Source organism: Thermoclostridium stercorarium subsp. stercorarium DSM 8532 (assembly GCF_000331995.1).
Classification (GTDB): domain Bacteria; phylum Bacillota; class Clostridia; order DSM-8532; family DSM-8532; genus Thermoclostridium; species Thermoclostridium stercorarium.
Window position 1 is genome coordinate 734,876 of record NC_020134.1, and the last position, 18,171, is coordinate 753,046.

Here is an 18,171-nt window from a genome sequence, read left to right on the forward strand (position 1 = left end):
AAATGGAAATTTACTGACGCCGAATACGTTGGTATCAGGCGGAAGGCAAGGGAACAGGGGATATATAAATAAAGAAGAGGAATTCCTGCGCCTTTCGGGGCGCATTTTTATTTGAAGGTGAGTTTGAAAATGGAAACAAGGGTGGCTATTATAGGTATTATTGTTGAAGACAGTGGCTCGGTTGAAAAACTTAACAGCATCTTGCACGACTATGCAGAGTATATTATCGGCAGGATGGGGTTGCCGTATCGCCAAAAGGGAATTAACATAATAAGCATTGCCATTGATGCGCCTCAGGATATTATCAGTGCCCTGTCGGGCAAACTGGGGAAATTGCCCGGTGTGAGCACAAAAGTACTGTATTCAAAAGTAACTGGGAAAGCAAAGAAAGAGGTGGCTGATGAAGCAACTCGTTGATAAACTTTACGAAACAGGTAATCTTTCGCCCGAAGAATATAAAGAACTTATTGACAACCGCAATCCTGAAATTGCGGAATACCTTTTTGAAAAGGCGAGGAATGTCCGGATTGAGAACTACGGATACGACGTATACATACGCGGGCTTATAGAATTCACAAATTACTGCAGGAATGACTGCTTTTACTGCGGCATAAGAAAAAGCAACATAAAAGCCGAGCGGTATCGTCTGACGAAGGAGCAGATTTTGGAATGCTGTGACACAGGGTATGAGCTTGGGTTTCGCACATTTGTGCTGCAGGGAGGAGAGGATGAGTATTTTACCGACGATAAAATAGTGGATATTATCCGTTCAATAAAAGTGCGGTATCCGGACTGCGCCGTCACACTTTCGATTGGCGAAAGAAGTTATGAAAGTTACAAAGCGTTTTTTGATGCCGGCGCCGATCGCTATCTATTAAGGCATGAAACCGCCGATTACGGACATTACAGAAAGCTGCATCCCAGATCCCTTTCGTTTGAAAACAGGATGCAGTGCCTGTTCAACCTGAAAGAAATAGGTTATCAGGTGGGCTGCGGGTTTATGGTAGGTTCTCCGTTTCAAACCACTGACTGCCTGGTTGAGGATTTGTTGTTTATTAAAAAACTTAATCCTCATATGGTCGGCATAGGCCCGTTTATACCGCATCATGCGACGCCGTTTGCGGATAAACAGGCGGGAACGCTTGAGCTCACGCTCTTTTTGCTCGGGATAATCCGGCTTATGCTTCCCGATGTACTGCTTCCCGCCACCACGGCACTTGGAACGATACATCCGAAAGGCAGAGAAATGGGCATACTTGCCGGCGCGAATGTGGTTATGCCCAATCTGTCGCCTAAGAGCGTGAGGAAGAAATACATGTTATATGACAATAAGATCTGTACGGGGGATGAAGCCGCGGAATGCATAAGCTGCATGCGGCGGAGAATGGAAAGCATAGGTTACAGAATAACCGTCTCCCGTGGGGATCATAAATCAATTCAACAATAAAAATCTGTTGCTGACGGGGAAGAGTTCTCTGACCCGATTAAGAAAGGAGTAATTATTTATGTATGATCCAAAATCACCAAAAGCCGAAGAATTCATTTCTCATGAAGAGGTTCTTGCAACTCTTGAGTATGCCGATAAGAACAAAAACAATACCGGACTTATCGATGAAATCATCGCAAAGGCGAAACTACGAAAAGGTCTTTCCCACAGGGAAGCTTCGGTTCTGCTTGCCTGTGAGATACCCGAAAAAAATGAGGAAATTTTTGAACTGGCAAGGCAAATCAAGGATGATTTTTACGGCAATCGTGTAGTGCTGTTTGCGCCTTTGTATCTGTCCAACTATTGTGTAAACGGATGTGTTTATTGTCCGTACCATAAGAAAAACAGGCATATCCCGAGAAAGAAAATGACCCAGGAGGAGATAAGACGTGAAGTTATCGCGCTTCAGGACATGGGTCACAAGCGTATTGCGATAGAATCAGGAGAAGATCCCGTAAACAACCCTATTGAGTATATACTTGAGAGTATTGACACAATTTACAGCACGAAACACAAAAACGGCTCAATCCGCCGTGTTAATGTAAACATTGCCGCAACGACGGTTGAAAATTACAAAAAGCTCAAAGAGGCAGGGATAGGTACATATGTACTTTTCCAGGAAACTTATAACAAGGAAAGCTATGAAAGGTTGCATCCGACAGGTCCGAAACATGATTACGCCTACCACACCGAAGCAATGGACAGAGCAATGCAGGGCGGCATAGACGACGTAGGTCTCGGAGTGCTGTTCGGGCTGGAAAACTATCGCTATGAATTTGCTGCATTGCTGATGCATGCCGAGCACCTCGAAGCGGTATTCGGAGTGGGGCCGCATACCATCAGCGTACCGAGAGTACGTCCTGCCGATGACATTGATCCGTCGGCATTCGGGAATGCGGTAAGCGATGATATATTTGCCAAAATAGTGGCCTGCATACGCGTATCCGTACCTTATACCGGAATAATCGTGTCAACGCGGGAAAACAAGGAAACAAGGGAACGCCTACTGGGCTTGGGCGTTTCACAGATTAGCGGCGGTTCAAAAACAAGTGTCGGAGGTTATTATAACCCTGAACCAGAAGATGAAGATTCAGCGCAGTTCGAGGTAAATGACAGAAGAACCCTTGATGAAGTAGTCAAATGGCTGATGGAACTCGGGTATGTTCCAAGTTTCTGCACCGCATGCTACAGGGCGGGCAGAACGGGTGACCGCTTCATGAGCCTTTGCAAGAACATGCAGATTCATAATTTCTGCCATCCCAATGCCCTTATGACACTGAAAGAATACCTGGAAGATTATGCAAAGCCTGAAACGAAAGCCGTGGGCGAGGCTCTCATTCAGAAAGAATTGTCAAGAATTCCGAGCGACAGGATAAGAAAGTTCACCGAGGAAAACCTCGTGAAGATTGGCAACGGGCTTCGTGATTTCAGGTTCTAAGGAGGAAAGTTCATGGGATTGAATGATACACCGTCTGCAAACCGCGTCCATATAGGCTTTTTCGGGAAGAGAAACTCAGGTAAGTCCAGTCTTGTTAATGCAGTTACCGGTCAGGAGATTGCCGTTGTTTCCGAGGTAAAGGGCACGACAACCGACCCGGTGTATAAGGCGATGGAACTACTTCCCGTCGGGCCGGTTATGATCATAGATACGCCGGGTATTGATGATGAAGGTACACTGGGAGAGCTTCGCGTGAAGAAAACCCGGCAGGTGCTGAACAAAACGGACGTCGCCGTTCTGGTAATAGATTCGGTCAGCGGAAAATCGCCGGAGGATGAAGAACTGATTAAGCTTTTTGATGAGAAAAACATCAAATATATTATCGCATACAATAAGGCCGATTTGCTGGAAAAAATACCGGATGAAACCGACGATGCGATTCATGTCAGTGCAAAAACGGGATATAATGTTTACAGACTGAAGGAGAAAATAGCCGCTTTGGCCGCGCCGGACGGGCCCGAAAAAAGAATAGTCGGCGATCTTATTGAACCGTCGGATTTTGTTGTGCTGGTTGTGCCGATTGACAAGGCAGCGCCGAAGGGACGGCTGATACTTCCGCAGCAGCAGACCATCCGCGATATTCTGGATTCGGGAGCCACTGCTGTTGTGGCGAAGGAAACCGAGTTTCGCTATACCCTTAAGAACCTTGGCAAAAAGCCGAAGCTTGTCATTACCGACAGTCAGGCGTTTAAGAAAGTGGCGGCTGAGACACCGGAGGATATCTTTCTTACTTCGTTCTCCATCCTTTTTGCCAGGTACAAAGGCTATCTCGATACTGCGGTAAAGGCTGTGAAGGCATTGGATACCCTACAGGACGGCGATACTGTTCTTATTTCCGAAGGCTGCACCCACCACAGGCAGTGTGATGATATAGGAACCGTCAAACTGCCGCGATGGATTAGGGAATATACCAAGAAGGATATAAATTTTGAATTTACGTCGGGTACCGGATTTCCTGACGATCTGTCAAGGTATAAGCTGGTTGTCCACTGTGGCGGCTGCATGCTTAACGAAAGAGAAATACAATTCCGACGGAAGCGTGCCGTGGAACAAAATGTTCCGATAACCAATTACGGTATCCTTATATCATATGTGCATGGGATTCTGCAAAGAAGCATTGCCATTTTCCCTCATCTGTTGGCTGAAATTAAAAGATAACCCGCGTTTCAGCACAGGAATAAAAATAGCCGGTTGCATAATAAGCCGGCTGTTTTTATTTTATAATCGAATGTGTATATAATTGTTCCATAACGAAGTAAAAAAATACATACATAGAGTTAATTAATCTTAAACCGGTCGAATAAAAATGTTAGATGCGCTACTTCTTTACACTGGCAGAGACTTTAAATTATAATTTTTAAAGAATAACTAATATTTGTCGTTAAACCCTGACTTTTCCTGTATACTATATCTCGCTTCACGACGCGGCTTCGCTGGTTCACTTGAACGACTATTACTTTGCGCATTTTTTCAAAAAACATACCGGTTTGTCATTTGGCAAATATTTAGCAAAAATACGCCTTGAAAAAGCAAAAAGGATGATATTAACAACGAACAAACCGCTGACGGAGATTGCCATAGATTGCGGATTCTGCAACGTTAAAATGCTGTACAGGGTGTTCAAAAATGCCGAAGGGTGTTCTCCCCTCTGAATACAGACAAAGCAAAATGAGGGAACAAAAAAGCAATTTAAGCAACGAAAAGCTGAACGTAAAATCATATAATAACAACAGAAGGGAAATACAATATACACAGTATATAGCTGCAATAGACGACAGGGCGGTACTGAATGAGCCGTATAATGGTTCTCTGTACGGCAGTGGAATTAAAGATATTAATGTCACCGAAAACATCGGACAGTCTGTAAAAGTTTCATTCAATTCAGATAAGCATGGAAAGCCATTCGTACATTACTGGAAAAAGTTAATCTGTGCACCGTCAAATATGCTGTTGCCGGCAACCCTTGCAGGTCATGGGCCTGACGTGGCAATGCAGGTAAGTGAGGACATTCCCGTTAATTACGGTATGAGAAAAGCGGTAATGGATTTATCGCAATTTGAGGATTTTGAAGAAGTAGCCGCCCGATTTCATGAAAGTGCACTGCTGCCTTACAGGTATGAAGGGGGGGGTATATGGTCTGCCCGAGCAGCAGATCTTTCCGGTATTGTTTTACAGAAAGGATATTCTGGATGAACTCAGGCTTGAACCTCCCAAAACATGGGATGACGTTTATTACATAATTGCCGTGCTGAAAAAGAAAAATCTGGATTTTTATCTGCCTGTGTCTTCCAATAACGTAATCGATATATCTGCCTATGCCATGCTGTTGTATCAGAATAACGGCGAATTTTATACAGACGGCGGAAAGAGGAGTGCCTTTGATTCCGAAATTGCCATTGATGTATTCAGACGATGGACCCAGTTTTATACAAACTATAAGTTACCGTTGCAGGCTGACTTTATCAACCGGTTCAGAACGGGTGAAATTCCAGTAGGAATAGCACCGTACACTACATACAATACGTTGGTGGTATCCGCGCCGGAAATTAAAGGACTGTGGGATTTCACAGTCGTTCCGGGAACAATACAGAATGACGGAACCCTAAGACACGATGTAGCCAGTACCACGACTGCCGTAATAATATTGAAAAATGCAAAGGACAAAGAAGCGGCATGGAAATTTATAAAGTGGTGGACTGATAAGGAAACGCAGGTCCGTTTCGGCAGGGAGATGGAGGCTTTGATGGGTGAAGCGGCACGTTATCCTACGGCGAATATTGAGGCGCTGGAGGAACTGCCGTGGCCTTTAAATGATTACCGGAATCTGGCGGAACAGTGGAAATGGGTAAGAGGCTATCCCCAGGTTCCCGGCGGTTATTTCACCGGAAGGCATCTTGAAAATGCTTTCAGAAAGGTGGTAAACAATGGTGAAAATTACAGGGAAGCCCTTCTTGACCATGTCATTTATATTAATGATGAAATCAGGGTTAAACGGCAGGAATTTAATTTACCCTATTAAAAGAAAGGAGTGAGAGATTTGCAGAAAAGAATCGACAGAACGCGGACTTATCTCCCCCAAAAAGTTAAAAAATACTTTCAGTGGCCGGATGTAAAGAAAGAAATATACAAAAACAGGTATTATTATGTATTGATGGCTCCGTATATGATTATCTTTTTCACATTTGTTGTGCTGCCCGTAATAGCTTCGATAGGGATTAGCTTCACTTACTTCAACATGCTGGAGCTTCCCCGTTTTATCGGATGGCAGAATTATTCCCGTTTGTTCCTGAACGATGATATTTTTCTGATAGCACTGAGGAATACTTTTTATTTTGCTATTATTACAGGACCTGTGAGTTATTTTGCATGTTTCATATTTGCATGGATAATTAATGAGCTGCCTCCGAAACTCCGCGCGTTTATGACCCTTGTATTTTATGCCCCTTCTATATCGGGTAATGTGTACTACATATGGCAGATTATATTTTCAGGGGACAGGTATGGTTTTATAAACGGCTTGCTGATCAGGTTGGGTATAATTCTTGAACCTGTACAGTGGCTCAAAGACGAAAGATATATTATGACAGTGCTGATTGTCGTTCAGCTTTGGATGAGCCTCGGAACCAGTTTCCTCGCCTTTATAGCCGGTTTGCAGTCGCTTGACAGATCATTGATTGAAGCCGGAGCGGTGGACGGCATAAAAAACAGATTGCAGGAACTGTGGTATATTGTATTGCCGTCAATGAGACCGCAGCTTTTGTTCGGTGCCGTAATGCAAATCACCAATTCCCTGGCTGTTGCAGATATTTCGGTGGCATTGGCGGGATTTCCGAGTGTTAATTACGCCGGTCATACTGTTGTAACACACCTTATGGACTATGGAACAATAAGGTTCGAAATGGGATATGCATCAGCTATAGCAACTGTTTTGTTTGTTATTATGCTCGGCACCAATCTTTTAACACAAAAAATGATTAGAAAGATAGGTGGATGAATAATGTCCAGAAGGAGAATATCTGGGTTTTACCGTCAAAAAAAGCTGAACCGTTCATTTGCCGCAACGCTTGTGCTGTTTTTACTGCTCTCCCTGTTTGGCGCATTTATGGCCTTACCGCTTGTATATACAATAAACAATGCTTTTAAGCCTTTGCTATATAGGAGCTAACAGAGTAAAGGTTAATCCCATTGAATATCTGTGGAAAATTTTGTCCACAAAGGAACAGCGGAGCCGGATGGTTCAGTTTGTTCCGACCGAATTTACAAACATGGACATTGATGAGGATGGTTTTATATATGCAGTGAGTGCAGACAACAACAATGAAGATGTAAAAAGACTTAACGCCCAGGGAATAGATATTTTGCGAAGAGACGGGTATGTACCTCCTGGAGGTGATTTCCGTTATACTTCGGAAGCTGGGCCGCCCAGGCTAACTGATATTGATGTTACAGACTGCGAAATTTATTCGGTACTGGATGCAAAAAGAGGGCGTATATTTACGTACAATGGCGATGGCTACCTGCTCTACGTATTCGGCGGTCTCGGAAACAGGGTTGGGGAATTTGACACTCCAGTGGCGATAGAGCGAATAAATGATAATTTTTTGATACTGGATAAAGTACTGGGTGAAATAACGGTATTTGAGCCTACTGAATACGGAAGGGTTGTCAATGAGGCTATAAGGAGCTATTATCACGGGAATGAGGAAAAGGCAGCTGAAATGTTTACAAGGGCGGTTCATCTGAACGCCAACTTTGAGTATGCCTACGGCGGGATTGGCAAGGCATTTCTGAGAAAAGGAGATTATACATCGGCGGTTGAGCATTTTAAAGAAAGCATGGACAGGAGAAATTACTCAAAAGCCTATGTCCTTTATCGCCGTGAGGAATTAAGGGAATACTTCCCATTATTGATGACATTGTTATGTATTTTGGTATTGTGTACCCCTTTTATAAAAAAATTTATATGGCCTAAAATCAGGAGATCACCTTTGTTTGCGAGGGAGGAACTCAGGTACCCCTTACGGTTAATGGTTCACCCGTATGACGGATACTGGGAACTGAAATACGGAAGGAATAAGAGGGTAAATCTCATTATATCCTTTGTAATCCTGGCATTGCTGTGCATCACAAAAATCCTGCAGACACAGTATAACGGTTTTCTTGTAAATTACAACAACCCAAGGGAGTTTAACAGCGTTTTGGAGATTGTATATGTGGTGCTGCCGGTATTATTCTGGTGCATAGCTAACTGGTCATTGACAACATTGATGGACGGTGAGGGTAAGTTTTCGGAAATATTCATGTCTACCTGTTTTGCATTGCTCCCGCTTATTTTAATTGGTATACCCTGGATTATACTTAGCAATTACATATCGGCTGAAGAAGCCACTTTTTACTACTTCTCCCGGAGTGTTGCAGCGTTGTGGTGTTTATACCTGCTGTTTGTTGGCAATATGACGATACATCAGTTCACACCGTCCAAAACTGTGGGGACTATGATCGTTACAGTGGGAACGATAGGCTTTCTGGCATTTCTGTGCCTGTTGTTCTTTAATCTGATACAACAGCTTTTATCGTTTGCAGTCACAATAATCAAAGAGATTCTGCTCCGCTTCTGAAGGAGGGATAATGATGAGGATATCAAAACGGTTGTTGCTTTGCATGCTGTGTTTTCTGATTATTGTTACAGGTTGTTCCGCTGCTGCAACGGAGACTGAAATCATCCAGGATATACAACTTGACGGAGAAACGTTCACAGCTGTCTTTACGAATCCTCTCCTTCAAGACATGAAAGGAATAGCGGAGAGTGACTATCTGCAGTTGTATGTAAATGATCAAACCGCAGAGGTTGCTGTGCTTGATAAAAGAAACGGATACATCTGGCGCAGCAACCCGGCAGGCAGGGATACAGATCCTGTAGCCGGAGGGGAAAAAAGGGACCTGTTGTCGGCGCAGGTGAATTTGGAATTCAGCAATGAATTCGGACAGTTCAGTTACGCTAATTCATACACAGACAGCGTAGCGTACGGGCAGTCGGCCTATACACTTATACCAGGCGGAGTTAAGGTAACTTATAAATTCGGCACGGCTGAAAAGACTATAGAGGATTTGCCCAAAATGATAAGCAAGGCAAGGTTTGAAGAAAAGATTCTGGGTAAAATTGATGACAACACTTTGCGCCGGGCATTGAGAGTTGCATATATAGAAGACAGGGAAAACGGTGTGTATGTGAGAAACGACGGCCTGGCGGGCCTGCAGCTTAAACGTACACTCGAGGCCTTTGAAAAAGCAGGCTATACTGAAGAGGACCTGGCCTATGATCTGGCGGAACATGATTTGGCTCAGGCTAAGCCAGCCCCCCGGTTGTTTTATGTTTCTCTGGAATACAGACTGGAAGAAGACAGCCTTGTTGTCAGGGTTCCGGTGGATGAAATCAGGTATCTCAGGGAATATCCCGTTCATGAAATAAGCGTTCTGAATTTCTTCGGGGCGGGTGACCGGATGAGGAAGGTGCGCTTTTTGTGCCGGACGGCTCAGGGGCCTTGATATATTTTAACAACGGAAAATCAAATTATCCTCCTTATAGGCAGGAGATTTACGGTACGGATCTGGCGGTGGAACATACGGATGTTTTGGCATGGTCTGAAAAAGCGAGGATGCCGGTTTTTGGAATAATAAAGAAAAACGGCGCAGTGCTTGGAATCATTGAGAAAGGTGCTGCGGTTGCCATAGTCAATGCCGATGTGAGTGGAAGGGAAAACAGTTACAATTATGTTTATCCGAGCTTTTATGTAATACACAAAGACGATGTTGTGCTGCAGGGCGAGGGACAAAAACGTTCATTTCCCCGTTATCAGGAAAGCCCAGTGAAGACTGACTTTGTTGTGAGGTATGTGTTTTTAAGCGGCGATGATGCGACATATGACGGAATGGCAGGATATTACAGGCAATACCTTATGGAGAATGACATGCTGAGAAAGAACATAACAGAAAAACCGGATGATAACATTCCTTTTTATCTTCAGCTTGTTGGAAGCATACCTACCCGCAAACATTTTGCGGGAGTGCCTTACAAGGCGCTGGAACCCTTAACCGCTTTTGAACAGACGGAAATAATTTTATCCGAGCTGGAAGAAGCGGGTGTGAGCAACATAAAGTTAAAATACAGCGGCTGGTTTAACGGAGGCGAACACCATAAGGTCCCCAAGTCGGTATCGGTGGATCGGGTCATAGGCGGAAAAAAAGGACTGACAGATTTCCTGAATTATATAAAAGGGAAAGATATTTCATTGTATCCGGATGTTGCTTTGTTGAGAGTTTATAATACGTCGAATTTCAATGAAACAAGAGAAGCCGCAAGAAGGCTGACGGCGCTGCCCGCAGCTGTTTACCCGGTTGATTTGGCGTTAAACCGCCATGACAGGAACCGGGATCCTTCATATGTATTGTCTCCCCGTTATGTTAATGATTATGTCGAAAAGATGTTATCCGGTATGGAAAAGCTGGGCTTTGACGGTATATCCTTACGGGACCTTGCTGATGAGCTGAACAGCGATTTCCGCAGGAATAATCAGATTGACAGGACGGTATCGGAGAGAATTTCCGTTCAGGCTTTGGATGAAATTTACCGGAACGGCTATAACATTATGGCCAGAGGAGGCAATGCATATGCCTGGCGCTACGTTACCGACATTACTGATTTAGCTTTGGGAAACAGCAGGTATAAGATAGAAGATGAGGCAATTCCCTTTTATCAGATGGTTATCCGCGGGTTTATTGAATACACAGGGACGCCTTATAATTTATCAACTTACACGAATTACCGGCATTATGTGCTGAAGTGCCTTGAATACGGTTCAAATGTGTATTTTGTATGGAGTTATGAGCCAAGCAATAAAGTTAAAGATACCGATTTTGATTACCTTTATTCCGTTTATTACAAAGAGTGGCTGGACTTGGCCAAACAGGTTTATCAGCAGGTAAATGCGGTACTGAAACCGGTTAAAGGCCGGAAGATAATATCCCACCGGAAATTGATGGACGGTGTTTTTGAAACGGTATACGAAAACGGCGTGCATGTGATAGTCAATTACAATCGTGAGGCAGTGGTCGTTGACGGTGTATTGATTGAAGCGGAGGACTTTTATGTGGGTGGTGGTGCCGGGTGAAAAGCGGATTTAACAAAGGACCAATAACCATGATGATAAAAAAGAAATTTGGGTCATATGAGGGTCAAAAATCATTTTGGGGATTTATCTACGTTTTGCCGTGGCTTATAGGATTTGTTTCATTTTTCCTGATTCCTCTGTTTACCTCTCTGCGTTACAGTTTAAGCAAAGTGGATATGAAAGAGGACGGATTGGACATTGTATTTGTGGGATTTAAAAATTACATTGAGGCTTTTACTGTACATACCGGCTTCAACCGCACACTGGTAGAATCAATATCCAATATGATTGTTAATGTGCCATTGATTGTAGTCTTTAGTCTGTTTATTGCCGTGATTCTTAACCAAAAATTCAAAGGCAGGGCTTTTGCGAGAGCTGTGTTTTTCCTGCCTGTGATTTTGGCTTCGGGAATTATTGCACCTGGAAAGCTCAAGCCTGATTGAAGCGGTTCAGGCCGAAAGGACGGGTTCGAGGTTTCTAAACATAATGACCAGTTTCGAACTGGAGCGGATGATGCTTGAAATGGGAGTTGATGAGACGATTGTTGTTTATTTGACGGGAGCGGTGAATCGGATATATGAAATAATAAGCCAATCGGGAGTGCAAATTCTAATTTTCCTTGCGGGTATCCAGTCAATACCGTCGGCTATGTATGAGGTTGCAATAATAGAAGGGGCCACGGGGTATGAAGCGTTCTGGAAAATCACTTTTCCTTTGGTTAGTCCGCTTATTCTTGTCAATGTGGTTTATACGGTTATCGATCATTTTTCAAGCAATGCGATGATCGATTTAATCCGTGAAACCGCGTTAAGAAATTTTAACTTCGGTTTAAGCTCTGCCATGGCGTGGGTTTATTTTTTGGCGATTGGCATTATTTTGATTGTTTGCTCACGTTTGATTTCCGGGAGAGTCTTTTATCAGGAATAGAAGAAATGCCCAAAGGGAGGTAAAAGCATTGATAAAGGAGAGAATATCATGTTTTTTAAGTCAGCGGGAAAATGGTTATGGCCTTTTGTTCGGTCGGTGTTGCTGGCCGGGTTGTCGTTTGTCATTTTGTATCCCATATTTAAAAAGATTTCCCTGGCGGTAAGAGCCAAATCGGACTTGTATTCACCGATTGTTGTATGGATCCCGCAGAATTTCAGTCTCGAGAATTTTGGTTACGCAATTGAGATGATGGATTACTGGAGAACGTTGTTAAATACCGCTTTACTGTGCCTGCTAACGACGGTTTTGACCCTTGTTTCCTGCGGATTGGCAGGATATGGTTTCGCCAGGCTTAAATTTAAAGGAAGCAACCTGCTTTTCGCAGGTGTAATACTTACCATTCTTGTTCCGCCGACAACTGTATTTATCCCTGTTTATCTGAACCTGAAGGATTTTACGTTAATGGGTTTGATCCCTTTGATTGCGGGGAAACCGGTAAACCTTATGGACAGCTTTTGGCCGTTTGTCCTTACTTCAGTTACAGGAAATTCATTTAAAAGCGGGCTGTTTATTTTCATATTCAGGCAGTTTTTCAGGGGTATTCCCCGTGAGCTGGAGGAAGCCGCGTATGTGGACGGCGCAGGTGTTACAAGGACTTTTACAAGCATTATGCTTCCCAATGCGGTTCCGGCTATTGTAACTGTAAGCCTGTTCTCGTTTGTATGACAGTGGAATGACAGCTTTTACACCACCATGTATCTGCCGTCGGCTAAAGTTATGGCCACACAGCTGGCATCATTGCCTTATAATTTGTCTATTAAGTTAACCTCAATACTCGGCGGAAGCGGTAAGGCAGATCCCTTTTACCTTAGCATGGTACAAGACACTGGTATTTTGCTTGCAATGTTACCCCTGATTATATTATACATATTCACTCAGCGTTATTTTGTGGAAAGCATTGAAAGGACAGGTATTGTCGGCTGATTCCCGGACGATGGGCGGAAAAATGCATTTCTGCAGTAAAAAAACCGTCAGTCAAAGGAGTGAATTAAATGAATAAATTCTTAAACAAAAAATGGAGCTTAATTTTAACCATGGGAGGTATTTTTCTGATGGCGACTTTATCATTGATTTTTGCAACGGGGAAAAAGGCCTTTAACGATCAAACTTCTGCTGAAGACATCCCATCGCTTGCTGAGGCTTTCAGAGACTATTTTCCGATTGGAGCGGCCATTGAGCCTGGGTATACCACAGGCCAAATAGCCGAACTGTATAAGAAACACGTGAACATGCTCGTGGCGGAAAATGCAATGAAACCGGCGTCACTTCAGCCGACGGAAGGTAATTTTCAGTGGGCAGACGCTGACAGAATTGTGCAGTTTGCGAAAGAAAACGGTATGGAACTGCGCTTCCACACTCTTGTGTGGCATAATCAGACGCCCGACTGGTTTTTCTTGGATAAAGAAGGAAAACCAATGGTGGAGGAGACTGATCCACAGAAGCGTGAAGAAAACAGGAAACTTCTGCTGCAACGGCTTGAGAATTATATTCGTGCTGTGGTTTTACGCTACAAAGACGACATAAAGTCATGGGATGTGGTGAATGAGGTAATTGAACCCAATGATCCCGGCGGTATGAGAAACAGTCCTTGGTATCAGATTACCGGTACCGAGTACATCGAAGTGGCATTCCGTGCGGCAAGGGAAGCGGGAGGATCCGATATTAAGCTTTATATCAACGATTACAATACAGATGACCCTGTCAAGAGAGATATACTGTATGAATTAGTGAAAAATTTGCTGGAGAAGGGTGTGCCGATTGACGGGGTGGGACATCAGACACATATTGATATTTACAATCCGCCTGTCGAGCGAATAATAGAGTCTATAAAAAAATTTGCCGGACTGGGACTGGACAACATAATTACCGAACTGGACATGAGCATATATTCATGGAATGACCGCAGCGATTACGGCGATAGTATACCCGATTATATCCTGACTTTACAGGCCAAACGTTATCAGGAACTGTTTGATGCGTTAAAGGAAAATAAGGACATTGTAAGCGCAGTGGTGTTTTGGGGCATTTCGGACAAATATTCCTGGTTGAACGGGTTTCCTGTAAAACGTACCAATGCCCCGCTGCTGTTCGACAGAAATTTCATGCCGAAACCAGCTTTCTGGGCGATAGTTGATCCTTCACGGTTGCGGGAATAAACCGATTGACGGCTTAATCAAGGGGGAACGCAAGGCACAAAGACAGGAGGGAAATGATGAATACATTTTCCCGAAGAAATCTTTTGGTTGCAATAAGCGTGGCTGTTATTGCAATTCTTGTGATATTATCCGGCATTTTGGCGAATAAATACCGGGAAACATCCGGAAACGTTAAGGAGAAGGAAGCTGTGGTAACGGAGAAGGATTTCGGTATGGCGAAAAACCCCATAATATGGGCGGATTTCCCTGATCCTGATGTGATCCGCATTGATGGCGAATATTATATGGTCAGCACTACAATGCATATGATGCCAGGAACACCGGTTTTAAGGTCCACAGACCTGGTCAACTGGGAAATCATCAGCTATACATATGAGCGCCTTGAAGAAAATGACGCCCACAACCTGCGAAACGGTTTGAATATTTACGGGAAAGGTGCCTGGGCTCCGTGTATAAGATACCATAACGGTAAGTTTTACGTGCTGTTTGCCGCGCTGGATACAGGCAAAACATATCTTTTCAGTGCGGATAATCCCAAAGGCCCGTGGGAAAGGACGGAATTCAGGGAGTATTTTCATGACCCTTCGCTGCTGTTCGATGATGACGGGAAGGCGTATATAATTTACGGACGAACCAACATCATGATTAAGGAGCTTACCTCTGATTACAAGGCTGTCAGTCCTTCAGGACTGAACAAAGTCATTATAGCTTCCGGTCAAGAAGGAATGGAAGGTTCACACGCATACAAAATCAACGGAAAGTACTACATCACCACGATTTGGTGGGAAAACGGAAATATAAGAAGACAATACGTTTACCGTGCCGATCAGATTGACGGACCGTATGAAGGTCGTCTTGTATTGAGCGATACTATGGGCTATAAAGAGCATGGCGTGGCGCAAGGCGGGTTAGTGGATACTCCTGACGGCAAGTGGTATGCCATGCTCTTTCAGGATCACGATGCTGTAGGGCGTGTACCTGTGCTGGTGCCGGTGAGATGGGAAGATGGCTGGCCTGTTTATGGCGATGAAGAAGGAAAAGTCCCCATCCAATTTAATAAACCGGGAGACAGCTCTTTTGTGTCGCAGCTGATCGTCAGTGATGAATTTTACCAGGAAGACGCGGTTGACGTGAATACGGGTTCTTTGGGTGCATATGACTATTCCGATGCGAAGGGTTCGGAGTTTGTGGCGAACAGCGGCTTTAATGATCTTATGAATGTCGATGACGTATCCGCTGAGGTAAATGCGCTTAACCGGGCTGAAAGGGACGAAGCGTTGCCGAACGGTTCTGTGCTCGGCCTGACGTGGCAATGGAATCACAACCCCGAAAATACTAAATGGTCTCTTACGGACAGGAAGGGATATCTGCGCCTGTGGACCTGTAATGAGGCTGAGAATATACTGCAGGCCAGAAATGTATTGACTCAACGGACTCAGGGACCATACTGTTCGGGCTGGATTTTAATGGACGTAACCCATATGCTTGACGGTGATTATGCGGGATTGGCGGCTTTTCAGCAGGAATACGGCTTTATTGGGGTGACAAGGCAGGATAACGATTTTTATATAGTAATGGTGGATAAAGGCGTTGAAAAGGCGAGAACAAAACTTATGCAGAGACAGGTGTACCTGAAAGTGGACTTCGATTTTACGGTTGATGAGGCCGCGTTTTTCTACAGTTATAACGGCAGAGACTGGAATATGTTCGGCGGCAAACTGGCGATGCGTTATACCATTCCGCATTTTATGGGTTACCGTTTTGCGATATTCAACTATGCTACAAAACAGACCGGCGGTTATGTGGATGTGGACTTTTTCAGGTTTGCCGACAGACTGACTGGAACAGGTACTTCGGCAGATCTGAAAGCTTATCTGACGGAAAGTGAAATAGAGCTCAGCGGTGACCCAGAAACGGTATGTGAATTTGGAATACTTATAAATGAAGTACCGGGCAATGAAAGCATATACGGTATTCATGCGTCCTTGGTAATTCCGGAAGAACTGGCAGTAATAGGTGTGGACGTCCACGAAAAAAATTTGAACGCGACAAAAGTGGAGCTTGAGCCCAAAGACGGGAGATATGACATGATGATATATAACACCGGCGGTCAGCCCATTAGTTTTATAAACTACGGGCTGGATAAAGAACTTGTGTCCATAAAGTTCAGGCTGAGTAAAAAGATTCCGGAATCATTCAGTAAGGAAATTTTGGTTAAATCCGTTGAGTTTCTGAGAGTGAATAATCAAAAAACCAGTTACGATGTCGACAGTGCGATACTTAAGGTAACTTTTTCAGCTCCGTCAAACGCCGTAGGGAAAGTCCCGCCGAATGGGAACCCTCTGATTTCTCATAAGTTTGGGGCTGACCCGTGCGTATTGGTGTACAAGGATCGCGTTTATGTGTATATGACAAATGATATACTGGAATACGACGAAAAGGGGGAAGTAAAGGATAACACGTACGGAAGGATAAACAAGATATCGGTGATTTCTTCCGACGACCTTATGAACTGGACCGACCACGGCGAAATTCATGTGGCAGGCCCTCAGGGGGCGGCCAAATGGGCAAGCCAGTCGTGGGCACCTGCAATAGCGCATAAAGTAGTTAACGGAAAGGACAAATTCTTCCTGTACTTTTCCAACAATGCCAGCGGTATCGGCGTTCTCACCGGTGACAGTCCTGTCGGCCCATGGGAGGATCCTCTCGGAAGACCGCTAATATCCCGTTCCACTCCCGGTGTTAAGGGTGTGGTATGGCTGTTCGACCCTGCAGTATTAACAGATGATGACGGTAAAGCCTATATATATTTTGGAGGTGGGGTTCCTGATGGACGGGAATCAATGCCTGACACTGCACGCGTAATGCAGCTTGGTGACGATATGATCAGCGTTGTGGGTGAAGCCGTTACAATACCCGTGCCGTTTATGTTTGAAGCTTCGGGAATTAACAAATACAAAGGCGTCTATTATTTTACCTATTGTGCCAATTTCTACAGCGGACCTCGTCCGGAAGGAAGTCCGCAGGCAGGCGTAATTGCATATATGACAAGTTCCGGACCGATGGGGCCGTGGAAATACGGCGGAACAGTTCTTAAGAACCCCGGGCACTTTTTCGGTGTGGGAGGCAATAACCATCACTCGCTTTTCGAATTCAAAGGCAAATGGTATATTGTTTACCATGCACAAACCCTGGCTAAAGCGATGGGAATCCCGAAAGGCTATCGCTCTCCTCATTTAAATCAGGTTTTCTTTAATGACGACGGAACCATTCAGGAGGTTATTGCAAATAATAAAGGAGTACCGCAGGTTAAGTACCTTGATCCCTATACCAGAGTTGAGGCGGAGACGTTTGCATGGAACGCTGGGGTTTCCACAAAAACGATTTCGGAAGGCAATCCTGCTCAAAGAGCACTGACAGATATTGACAACGGAGACTGGATCGGACTGTCGAAGGTCGATTTCGGTAACAAAGGCGCGTCCACTTTTACGGCAATGGTTTCCAATGTCAGCGCCGACAGTATCATTGAGATACATCTCGACAGCGTAGACGGCAAGCTGGTTGGAACCCTTGCCATTCCGGCAGGCGGTGGGAAACCGGAATGGAAGGAATATACAACTGAAGTTTCAGGAGTCCATGGAGTACATAATTTATATCTGGTATTTAAAGGGAAATCGGAGAAAAAACTGTTCGACTTTGATTACTGGTATTTCAGCGAATGAGCTGTAAATTTTTAATGACTGATTTATTTTTTGTTTATTTTAATTGTATTGTTCAATAAAAACAGGTTTTATAAGATGCACACTTTTTTTTTATACTTGTCCTGTTAAAATTCACATATTAAATCGCCCGGACGGTATTCATTAATTACAGCCG

At 44.1% G+C, this 18,171-nt stretch carries 16 protein-coding genes; all 16 read left to right on the forward strand.

The window, feature by feature from the left end; all coding sequences use genetic code 11:
- Positions 1-129 precede the first annotated feature (129 nt).
- The 16 genes from CST_RS03250 (at position 130) to CST_RS03310 (ending at position 18,017) form a co-directional block, all read left to right on the forward strand.
- The gene (locus tag CST_RS03250) at positions 130-417 is read left to right on the forward strand and encodes a TM1266 family iron-only hydrogenase system putative regulator (RefSeq protein WP_015358401.1); all 288 of its coding nucleotides are present in this window, start codon (positions 130-132) and stop codon (positions 415-417) included.
- A complete protein-coding gene (gene hydE, locus CST_RS03255) occupies positions 401-1,447 on the forward strand; it encodes a [FeFe] hydrogenase H-cluster radical SAM maturase HydE (protein WP_015358402.1) in 1,047 nt (348 codons plus the stop codon). Before CST_RS03250 ends, hydE begins: the two co-directional genes overlap by 17 nt.
- A 58-nt stretch (positions 1,448-1,505) precedes the next feature.
- The gene (hydG, locus tag CST_RS03260) at positions 1,506-2,924 is read left to right on the forward strand and encodes a [FeFe] hydrogenase H-cluster radical SAM maturase HydG (RefSeq protein WP_015358403.1); all 1,419 of its coding nucleotides are present in this window, start codon (positions 1,506-1,508) and stop codon (positions 2,922-2,924) included.
- Between the two features lie 12 nt (positions 2,925-2,936).
- Positions 2,937-4,142 (forward strand): [FeFe] hydrogenase H-cluster maturation GTPase HydF, encoded by a 1,206-nt coding sequence (gene hydF / locus CST_RS03265; RefSeq protein WP_015358404.1) that lies wholly within the window; start codon positions 2,937-2,939, stop codon positions 4,140-4,142.
- A gap of 329 nt (positions 4,143-4,471) precedes the next feature.
- Complete coding sequence (locus CST_RS13890; protein ID WP_369461553.1) at positions 4,472-4,636, forward strand: helix-turn-helix transcriptional regulator; 165 nt, start codon at positions 4,472-4,474, stop codon at positions 4,634-4,636.
- Positions 4,611-5,177, forward strand: a complete 567-nt coding sequence (locus tag CST_RS13610; protein WP_015484896.1) for a hypothetical protein — start codon at positions 4,611-4,613, stop codon at positions 5,175-5,177. The genes CST_RS13890 and CST_RS13610 overlap by 26 nt, the downstream gene beginning before the upstream one ends.
- Positions 5,101-6,003, forward strand: coding sequence for an ABC transporter substrate-binding protein (locus CST_RS13615; RefSeq protein ID WP_201763980.1), 903 nt, complete (start codon positions 5,101-5,103; stop codon positions 6,001-6,003). Before CST_RS13610 ends, CST_RS13615 begins: the two co-directional genes overlap by 77 nt.
- 9 nt (positions 6,004-6,012) lie before the next feature.
- Complete coding sequence (locus CST_RS03280; RefSeq protein WP_335743706.1) at positions 6,013-6,978, forward strand: carbohydrate ABC transporter permease; 966 nt, start codon at positions 6,013-6,015, stop codon at positions 6,976-6,978.
- Between the two features lie 139 nt (positions 6,979-7,117).
- A complete protein-coding gene (locus CST_RS03285) occupies positions 7,118-8,602 on the forward strand; it encodes a YIP1 family protein (RefSeq protein WP_015358406.1) in 1,485 nt (494 codons plus the stop codon).
- Positions 8,603-8,612: 10 nt separating this feature from the next.
- Entirely contained in the window at positions 8,613-9,530 is a 918-nt protein-coding gene (locus tag CST_RS13800) for a DUF5696 domain-containing protein (RefSeq protein ID WP_201763981.1), read from the forward strand.
- Positions 9,506-11,152, forward strand: a complete 1,647-nt coding sequence (locus CST_RS13625) for a DUF5696 domain-containing protein (protein ID WP_015484900.1) — start codon at positions 9,506-9,508, stop codon at positions 11,150-11,152. The genes CST_RS13800 and CST_RS13625 overlap by 25 nt, the downstream gene beginning before the upstream one ends.
- Positions 11,149-11,595 (forward strand): carbohydrate ABC transporter permease, encoded by a 447-nt coding sequence (locus CST_RS13630; RefSeq protein WP_015484901.1) that lies wholly within the window; start codon positions 11,149-11,151, stop codon positions 11,593-11,595. The genes CST_RS13625 and CST_RS13630 overlap by 4 nt, the downstream gene beginning before the upstream one ends.
- Positions 11,567-12,079, forward strand: a complete 513-nt coding sequence (locus CST_RS13635) for a carbohydrate ABC transporter permease (protein ID WP_201763983.1) — start codon at positions 11,567-11,569, stop codon at positions 12,077-12,079. The genes CST_RS13630 and CST_RS13635 overlap by 29 nt, the downstream gene beginning before the upstream one ends.
- Before the next feature lie 48 nt (positions 12,080-12,127).
- The gene (locus tag CST_RS03300; RefSeq protein WP_201763984.1) at positions 12,128-12,805 is read left to right on the forward strand and encodes a carbohydrate ABC transporter permease; all 678 of its coding nucleotides are present in this window, start codon (positions 12,128-12,130) and stop codon (positions 12,803-12,805) included.
- A gap of 326 nt (positions 12,806-13,131) precedes the next feature.
- Entirely contained in the window at positions 13,132-14,295 is a 1,164-nt protein-coding gene (locus tag CST_RS03305; protein ID WP_015358407.1) for a glycoside hydrolase family 10 protein, read from the forward strand.
- A gap of 56 nt (positions 14,296-14,351) precedes the next feature.
- The gene (locus tag CST_RS03310) at positions 14,352-18,017 is read left to right on the forward strand and encodes a family 43 glycosylhydrolase (protein WP_015358408.1); all 3,666 of its coding nucleotides are present in this window, start codon (positions 14,352-14,354) and stop codon (positions 18,015-18,017) included.
- Positions 18,018-18,171: the final 154 nt, after the last annotated feature.